Below are 8,411 nucleotides of genomic sequence, written 5' to 3'. Positions count from 1 at the left end.
TTATCTTAAATCTTTCAAAGAACTCTTTCTTCAGCGCTCAGGAGAAGTGTTTCATTCTCGAAAGCGGATGCAAAGGTATAGCTTTTTTCAACACAAACCAAACATTTCAACAAAAAAGTTGAAAATAAACGCAATTTTTTTCGCATATTTTGACAAAAGAGGCCATTTTCGCCCATTTTGTCACGATTTTAGTGGCTCTATAGCCAATCTTCGCGTCATATTCCACCCACGCCAAAAGAGCGGGAAAAACCGCGAAAAGCACCCGAAGGTGCCTCTCGACCCTCATCACGCCCACAGCCACCACCACGACACGACCCGACGCCCATAATCGTCAAACAGGGCACCACCGATACCATTCCCGCGCATCCATCCAGCCCCCACGTGCCTATATATAATATAATAATGTGTAGATATTGTCAAAAACTTATGAATTAAGGTCAAAAAACAAGATGCGCAATGCCAACAATCAGTTAACTTTGCAGAAAAACTAAAAATCTTACATTAATCATGAAGAATAGAAAGTGTTTCTTTGCGGTTGACTTAGGCGCAACCAGCGGAAGAACTATCATAGGCACCCTTGCAGACGGCAAGGTTGCTTTGGAGGAGATTACCCGTTTTGGCAATCCTCTAATCAATGTCAATGGCTTTTTCTATTGGGACCTCTTTGCCCTATATAATGAAATCATCAAGGGACTCAAGACCGTCGCCGAGCGTGGCATTGAGATTACGAGCATAGGTATCGACACCTGGGGATGCGACTTCGTATGCATTGGCGACGACGGCCAGCCTCTGCGCAACCCACTCGCCTACCGCGACCCACACACCATGGGCATGATGGAGCGCTACTTCGAAGAGAAGATTAGCCGCGCCGAGATATATCAGCGCACCGGCATCCAGTTCATGAACTTCAACTCCCTCTTCCAGCTCTACACCATGGGCGAGATGGGCAACGTGGCACTGCGCAATGCCAAGAAGATACTCTTCATGCCCGACGCGCTGAGCTACATGCTCACCGGAAACGCCATCTGCGAATACACCGTAGCCTCGACCTCAGAGATGCTCAACCCCACCACGGGCGACCTTGACGAGCAACTGCTTGAGAGCATAGGATTGAACCGCGAGCAGTTTGGCACACTCACCCACCCCGGCACCATCATCGGCACCATCAACGAGGCCGTGCAGAAGCAGACCGGACTCGGCGCCGTGCCCGTGATAGCCGTAGCCGGACACGACACTGCCAGCGCCGTAGCCGCTGTGCCCGCCAAGGACGAAGAGTTTGCCTACCTCAGCAGCGGCACATGGAGCCTCATGGGTATCGAGTCCAAGAGAGCCATCATCAACGACCGCAGCTACGAGCTCAACTTCACCAACGAGGGCGGCGTAGGCGGAACCACACGTTTCCTCAAGAACATCTGCGGCATGTGGCTCTATGAGCGATGCCGACAGGAATGGTCAGAGCTGCGCCATCTGGGACACCTCGAGCTGCAGAAGGAAGCCTGGGAGATAGAGGACAACGAGAGTTTCATCTTCCCCGACGACCCCTGCTTCACCAATCCCGACTCCATGGTAGCCACCATACAGCAGTATTGCCGCGACCACGGCATGCCCGTGCCCGAAACCCACGGACAGATTATCCGCTGCATCTTCGACTCGCTCGCCCGACGCTACAGCGAGGTGCTGGGCTACCTGCGCGAGTTCAGCGAGACCGACATCAAGGTGCTCCACATCATCGGAGGCGGCTCCAAGAACGACTTCCTCAACCAGCTTACCGCCGACGCTTGCGGCATCACCGTACTGGCTGGCCCACAGGAGGGCACAGCCTTGGGCAACGTGATGCTCCAGGCCAAAGCAGCCGGAGAGGTAGATGACATCTGGCAGATGCGCCATATCATCGCCAACTCGGTAGAGATTAAGAAATATGAACCAAAAAAATAACAAAATCATGAAAGTAGAAACCATTGAACAGAACTATGCCATCGCCAAGGCGCGTTACGCTGAATTTGGCATAGACACCGACAAAGCCATCGCCGAACTCGAGAAGACCCCTATATCACTTCACTGCTGGCAAGCCGACGATGTGACAGGCTTTGAGAGCAACTCGGCTCTTACCGGTGGCATCCAGGCCACAGGCAATTACCCCGGCAAGGCACGCAACATCGACGAGCTGCGTCAGGATATAGAGAAAGTACAGACCCTGCTCGCAGGCAACCATCGCCTCAACCTCCACGAGATTTACGGAGAGTTCGGCGGCAAGTTTGTAGACCGCGACCAGGTAGAAGTTTCCCACTTCCAGGGATGGATTGACTGGGCAAAGGAGCACAACCTGAAGCTCGACTTCAACTCCACCAGTTTCTCCCACCCCAAGAGTGGCGACCTCTCGCTGGCCAATCCCGACAAGGCCATCCGCGACTTCTGGATTGAGCACACCAAGCGCTGCCGCCGCATCGCCGATGCCATGGGTAAGGCACAGGGCGACCCCTGTATCATGAACATCTGGGTTCACGACGGAAGCAAGGATCTCACCGTAGAGCGCTATCGCTACCGCCAGATTCTCAAAGAGAGCCTCGACGAAATCCTCGCCGAAGACCTGCCCCACATGAAGTCCTGTCTCGAAGCCAAGCTCTTCGGCATCGGTCTCGAAGCCTACACCGTAGGTTCTCACGACTTCTTCGCAGGCTATTGCTCCAAGAACAACGCCATCTACACCCTCGACACCGGCCACTACGAGCCCACCGAGAATGTGAGCGACATGGTTTCCAGCCTCCTCCTCTTCGTGCCCGAGCTGATGCTCCACGTGAGCCGCCCCATGCACTGGGATTCCGACCACGTGACACTCTTCGACGACAACACCCGCAACCTCTTCACCGAGCTTGTGCGTGCCAACGCCCTCGACCGTGCCCACATCGGCCTCGACTACTTCGACGCATCCATCAACCGCATCGGAGCCTACGTCATCGGCGTACGTGCAGCCCAGAAGTCTCTGCTCCAGGCATTCCTTGAGCCGCTTGCCACACTGCGCAAGTACGAGGACGACGGCAAGGGCTTCGAGCGCCTCGCCCTCCTCGAGGAGATGAAGACCCTCCCATTCGGCGCCGTATTCGACTACTTCAACCTCAAGAACAATGTGCCTGTAGGCGAGCAGTACATCGCCGAGGTACAGAAGTACGAGCAAGAAGTTCTGTCCAAGAGATAATGCTATATATATAATAAGGTATATAGCGCACTTATCACCCGCCGCATCATCAGTGCGGCAACCACTCACTTCAGGGTTGCAGGTTCCATTCCCGCAACCCTGTTTCTTTTGTTGCCCCCCAAAATCGGTCATCAGACTCCAGCTCATATCCGTGTCGCTTTTGAGCAGATTGTCTCGGTATAGATTGAAGACATGGCAGACTATGCCGAAACACAAACAGAGGGAAGATGCCAAAAGAGAACTGACTCATGGACAAAGGTTCACCACACTCCATTCTGTATACCAGCCGCCCTATGAGCATTATCCCGCCACTTTAGCGTGGCAGCGATAAAAAATCGCTAAGAACAATGTAATTAAAGAACTTTGTAGTATTTTTGCTGTCCCAAAGGAACAAGAAACAGACGCAAATGATACAGCTAAAAGAAAATCAAGGTATTCCCCGCAATATTCTCCTGATGATGGCCATCATCGCAGGACTCACAGTAGCCAACTGCTACTACAACCAACCGCTGCTCGAACTAATCCGTCACGACATAGGCATTACCGAGCAGAGCGCCAACCTCATCACCGTGATTACGCAGATAGGCTATGCGCTTGGCCTATTCTTCCTCATTCCCCTGGGCGACATGTTTTCACGCAAGAGACTCATCCTTGTCAATATGAGCATCGCTGCCGTGATGGCCATCGTGATGGCAGTGGCACAAAACGTGTGGATGCTCTGGGGGGCTTCGTTGCTGATAGGAGCCTGTTCCGTGATTCCACAGTTCTTCATCCCGATAGCAGGACAGTTTTCTGCACCCAAGAACAAGAGCAGGAATATGGGCTTTGTACTATCCGGATTACTGACGGGCATCCTTACCTCACGGGTGATTAGCGGCTACATCGGCGAATGGCTGGGATGGCGCGAGATGTTTATTATCGCCGCCTTCGTGATGCTCATCTGCATGGGCGTGATGCTATTGATGATGCCAGAGATGAAACGCAACTATGAAGGTACTTATAGAGGACTAATGAGCACCATGGCAGAGATTATCGTTCTCCACCCCTCGGTACGCATCTACTCCATCCGTGCCGCCTTTGGTTTCGGCAGCATGATGGCCATATGGTCGTGCCTCGCCTTTCATCTTGCCCAACCACCTTTCAGGGCAGGAAGCGACATGGTAGGGATGCTCGGACTCTGCGGCATCATGGGTGCCGTGGCGGCAAGTGGCATAGGCAAACAGGTCCCTAAGTTCGGCATTCGTAAATTCAGTCTGTTCGGAGCAGGCATGCAGATTATGGCCTGGGGAATAGCCTTGCTCTTCGGCGACACCTACGCAGGGCTCATCGCAGCCATCATCCTGGTCGACATAGGATTGCAATGTCAGCAACTCAGTAATCAAAGCGAATGCCTGCAAGAGATTCCGCATGCTTCCAACCGTGCCAACACCATCTTCATGACCACATATTTTATAGGTGGTTCACTCGGTACATTCTGTGCCGGATATTTATGGAACCGAGCCAACTGGTTAGGCGTATGCATTGTGGGCATTACCTTTGCCTTCATATCATTAGCCATCACTCTAAGCAACAGGAAATAGAGGTTCATCTGTAGCGCCGACAGCCCGTGTTTCCAATGCCAGCGAGCGGAGCTCAAAAAACATCAAGACAAAGCAGAAGTTACATGGTACATATCTTAGCTACGCTGTAAGTGCTGGTTGGGGGGGTACATATCATGGCTACCCTGTAAGTGTTGCGATTCCCCAGCCCAGGGTTTCTTGTATCATGCACTATAGATTTGACATATTGGCTGATGTTTTCGGTTATTACAGTGGCATAATTAGACTAAAAAATCTGTTTTATGCAACTAACAGCCTATAAAGTATTTATTCTCACCCTTGAACCAGTATATACTTTGTAAGTATCTGTAAATCAAAAGAAACTTTACGGCATCAAGCATAAATGATACCATAAAGTTCCCATTGTATGCAAGAAATCAATCTTGCGTTGTTTATATCAGAAGATGAATTGTTTGCTGCAAGTTAGCGATTAACATCCATTAACTCGTCTTTTGCTGTTTCAATGGCTGTAAGTTTCAATTCGTCTTCACCCTCCAAAGCATCCAATACTTTGTCGGCAAGCCAAAGGGTGAGCATTTCCTTTTCGTCCACTTTGAAGTATGTTGCCATTTGAATTACTTGGCATCTTTTTGCTCGTCTGTCCCCGCGTTCAATCTTGCTGAACATGGGTGTGTCTATTTCTAAGTATGCAGCCACTTGACGCTGCAATATTCCTTGTTCGTCTCTAAGAGACCTTATCTTGTTTCCTAATAACATATCCGTTTTATTCTTTGTCTAATATTACGATTTCCCAATAGCCTCCATATCTACCACCTGTTCGTTTAATCTTGCCTAATTCACGAAGTTTACGTATTTGCTTCTCAACTCCTCGTGAAGACATATTCAATTGCATTGCGATTTCAGCGGCTGTTATATGTGGGTCTTGTTTTATAATATCTATAATCAAGTCCTTTGTTTCCGAACTTCTTTCCGAACTTTTCGTTTTTGTTTCCGAACCTCTTTCCGAACCAAGTATGTCTGTTTCCGAACTGTTGCTATTCGTTTCTGAACTTTCACGACATCCTTCATGAACAGGAATAGTAACCAAGAACGTCAAGCGGTCATCTGTAGTTTCAAAGATGGCACGTGGTGAACCATTCTCTGCTAACTTTGTTTGTATTGTTGGAACACCAGTTGAGCGACCCTCTGTAAGGTCAAGTTCTTTTAAGAAATCACCCAAACGACGGTTACGATAGCGACGGCTTTTTAGCATATCGCCCTTTTCTATATCCTCCTTGGAGATGCTTCTGTCAGGTCCAGGACAATTGAGTATAGAGATTCCGCTTGGTTCAATGGTAATCTCTATTGGTTCATGCTGCAAGAAATCTCTGTGATATACAGAGTTTACAACTGCTTCCTCAATAGCATCGTATGGATAGTTCCAAAAACGTTCTGCCTCCTGCCTACCGGAAATCTTACGCACATGCTCTTTGAGTACATTGCTCTTGATGTAATCCATTGTCTGTTTTATCATCTGCGGAACACTGCCTTTGAATGTAACTTCTGTGAAATTGTTTGGATCATTCATCTTTCCGTTAGGGAATGTCACTACATCAATCTGAGTGTAAGGGAAGAACTTGCTTGGATTCTCGCAGAACATCATGGCTACCACATTGCGAAGCAAACGGTTTTCTTTTGGTCCTGTGTACAGTTCCATTTGGTCAAGTATGGTAGAAAGCGGAGTCGTTATCACATCATCAGCCAGTTTGCTACCCACTTTGACAAGATAATCACGAAGAAGCACCAGAGAAATATCTTCCAACTGGATGTCGCTATTGCCTCGTTCATCAAAAGGCACACGATTAGCCAACTCTCGCAATTCAACGAGAACTTCACCCCTTGCCTCAATGCTACTTGTACCACTGCGGATGTAGAAGTATTCTTTGGTTCCTTTCGCCGTTACATTTACAGGTACAGAATAAGGGCGATAACTACCAGCAGGACACCATATCACTATCAACTGTTTCCCATCTACCTCCTCTACAGAAGTGCGAGGTAAATAGTATGGAGCCATTTTGTTGTTGTAGCCTACCATCTCCTGCAAGATATTGTCTATCTTTTCCATTGGCACACCATCTACTGGGCGAATTGCCATACCAGTCTTGTCGTCAGTATCGACACCAACGATAATATATCCACCGCCAAGATCGTCAAAGTCATTGGCGAAAGCACATATACTGTGATATATACTTCCTGGATTCCAACCTTTCTTGAACTCAATGCGGTTGGATTCTATTTTCTGCTTGTTAAGCAGGTCGTTTATGTTTATTGCAAGTGCCATATAATTTACTTTATACAAATGTTCAAAAGGCTATCTATTGTTTTGTCAAAAGTCTCTTTATACAAGAGACCTTTAATATATTCTGTCGGAATAGATGAATAACCATATTTTGCTCCGAGTATGGCACACGCCACGGCTGCGTTTGTATCAGCATCGCCTCCCGCATTCACCACAGCGAGAAGCCCATCAACAAATGAAGTAGCATGTCGATAAGCCCAAAGAGCCACGGACAATGTAACTAAGGTATAGCCCATGTGGTCATAGTCTACCAAATTATTAATATTTGATTCACACCACGCTTTGTACACGTATTCACAGATTTCTGCATCATATAACTGTGCCAAACTTTTTATTTGAAATAATGTTGGCGGTTGTATACCATAAACCAATGCGTGTATAAGTTCAGATACAATTACACATGAGCCGACACATCTTGGATCGTAATGGGTGAGCCGACAGATATTCTCAGCACAAGTCCTTATTTCTTTCGGGAAAAGTCCGACTACTGAGGTACGCATCAGCCCACCATTTGCTGCAGACTGATACTTGCTCATTTCCCATACCTTGTGGGATACATCAAACGGATGCTCCACATAGTCGCCAATCATCAGCACCTTATAGGTATTTTCTCCAATACCCATAGGAGTGCCATTGGCCCAGCCTTTGAAGTGCTGGGCGATGTCGTAAAAATTAACACCCTTGTCTTCAATGACCGCATCAGCAATGCAGAGCATCATGTCGGTATCGTCCGTCCAGCCGCCGATCTCCCATCGTTTCCGATGTCTGTCTTGGTATATCTGCTTGTAGTGTTGTAGTCCATGAGGATATTTCCAAGCGATATCCTCATCTGTCATGAATTCCGTCCCCAATCCGAGTGCATCGCCTATGGCTTGACCATAAAGGCAACCTCTAAATCTGTCAATTGTTTTATGCTCCATAGTCGTATGTATCTAAATTTCTATATAATCATCTCTTTTCAACAGAGGAAGTTCTTCAAGGATGACAACATACTCTCCATTTACCAAATAATAATCTATTCGGTCATCCACAACTTTGGTAAGATAGAGATGGAACACACTAATGCCATCATCCTCCATCTGCCATTCGTCTTTAGGAACAAGGAAATATCCATCTCCAATCGAGTTGTTTTGATAGTCTGATTTTCTTACTACTAAAACATCTTCATTCGTGTCATACATTCGTATCATATAAATGTAAAACTTTCTATGGTATAATATCGTTACTTTTAAATAGTTATGTGTAAAATGTTTTTTATGTTTTACTTTTGACACTGGAGAAATCTTTAAGATTCTGTAATGGACTTCCTGCTAAAAGAATA

8 protein-coding genes are annotated in these 8,411 nt (G+C 47.6%); 4 read left to right on the top strand and 4 right to left on the bottom strand.

Annotation, left to right across the window (positions count from 1 at the left end):
• The 4 genes from CIK94_RS14595 to CIK94_RS00395 form a co-directional block, all read left to right on the top strand.
• Positions 1-328 (top strand): hypothetical protein (locus CIK94_RS14595; RefSeq protein WP_216821918.1); only part of this gene is annotated, 328 nt, incomplete at its 5' end.
• Positions 329-507: 179 nt separating this feature from the next.
• Complete coding sequence (rhaB, locus tag CIK94_RS00405) at positions 508-1,935, top strand: rhamnulokinase (protein ID WP_094387854.1); 1,428 nt, start codon at positions 508-510, stop codon at positions 1,933-1,935.
• A 7-nt stretch (positions 1,936-1,942) separates the two neighbouring features.
• Complete coding sequence (locus CIK94_RS00400; protein WP_094420643.1) at positions 1,943-3,193, top strand: L-rhamnose isomerase; 1,251 nt, start codon at positions 1,943-1,945, stop codon at positions 3,191-3,193.
• A 407-nt stretch (positions 3,194-3,600) separates the two neighbouring features.
• A complete protein-coding gene (locus CIK94_RS00395) occupies positions 3,601-4,773 on the top strand; it encodes an MFS transporter (RefSeq protein ID WP_094387855.1) in 1,173 nt (390 codons plus the stop codon).
• A gap of 441 nt (positions 4,774-5,214) precedes the next feature.
• On the opposite strand, the gene CIK94_RS00390 is transcribed toward CIK94_RS00395, so the two are convergent.
• Genes CIK94_RS00390 through CIK94_RS00375 form a run of 4 tightly spaced genes read right to left on the bottom strand, consistent with a single transcriptional unit; the run spans position 5,215 to position 8,280 of the window.
• A complete protein-coding gene (locus CIK94_RS00390; protein ID WP_094387856.1) occupies positions 5,215-5,508 on the bottom strand; it encodes a helix-turn-helix domain-containing protein in 294 nt (97 codons plus the stop codon).
• 7 nt (positions 5,509-5,515) lie between these two features.
• Entirely contained in the window at positions 5,516-7,072 is a 1,557-nt protein-coding gene (locus CIK94_RS00385; protein WP_094387857.1) for an RNA-binding domain-containing protein, read from the bottom strand.
• Between the two features lie 5 nt (positions 7,073-7,077).
• Complete coding sequence (locus CIK94_RS00380) at positions 7,078-8,010, bottom strand: ADP-ribosylglycohydrolase family protein (RefSeq protein WP_094387858.1); 933 nt, start codon at positions 8,008-8,010, stop codon at positions 7,078-7,080.
• Between the two features lie 12 nt (positions 8,011-8,022).
• Positions 8,023-8,280 (bottom strand): hypothetical protein, encoded by a 258-nt coding sequence (locus tag CIK94_RS00375; protein ID WP_022310125.1) that lies wholly within the window; start codon positions 8,278-8,280, stop codon positions 8,023-8,025.
• Between the last annotated feature and the right edge of the window lie 131 nt (positions 8,281-8,411).

Origin of the sequence: Prevotella sp. P4-51, assembly GCF_002251455.1 — a bacterium.
In the GTDB taxonomy this organism is placed as follows: Bacteria; Bacteroidota; Bacteroidia; order Bacteroidales; family Bacteroidaceae; genus Prevotella.
This window is presented reverse-complemented; position numbering and strand designations above follow the sequence as displayed.

Excerpts from the sequence above, each read along its gene's own strand:
- rhaB (WP_094387854.1), top strand. The coding sequence starts at position 508 with ATGAAGAATAGAAAGTGTTTCTTTGCGGTTGACTTAGGCGCAACCAGC.
- CIK94_RS00400 (WP_094420643.1), top strand. The coding sequence starts at position 1,943 with ATGAAAGTAGAAACCATTGAACAGAACTATGCCATCGCCAAGGCGCGT.
- CIK94_RS00395 (WP_094387855.1), top strand. The coding sequence starts at position 3,601 with ATGATACAGCTAAAAGAAAATCAAGGTATTCCCCGCAATATTCTCCTG.
- CIK94_RS00390 (WP_094387856.1), bottom strand. The coding sequence starts at position 5,508 with ATGTTATTAGGAAACAAGATAAGGTCTCTTAGAGACGAACAAGGAATA.
- CIK94_RS00385 (WP_094387857.1), bottom strand. The coding sequence starts at position 7,072 with ATGGCACTTGCAATAAACATAAACGACCTGCTTAACAAGCAGAAAATA.
- CIK94_RS00380 (WP_094387858.1), bottom strand. The coding sequence starts at position 8,010 with ATGGAGCATAAAACAATTGACAGATTTAGAGGTTGCCTTTATGGTCAA.
- CIK94_RS00375 (WP_022310125.1), bottom strand. The coding sequence starts at position 8,280 with ATGATACGAATGTATGACACGAATGAAGATGTTTTAGTAGTAAGAAAA.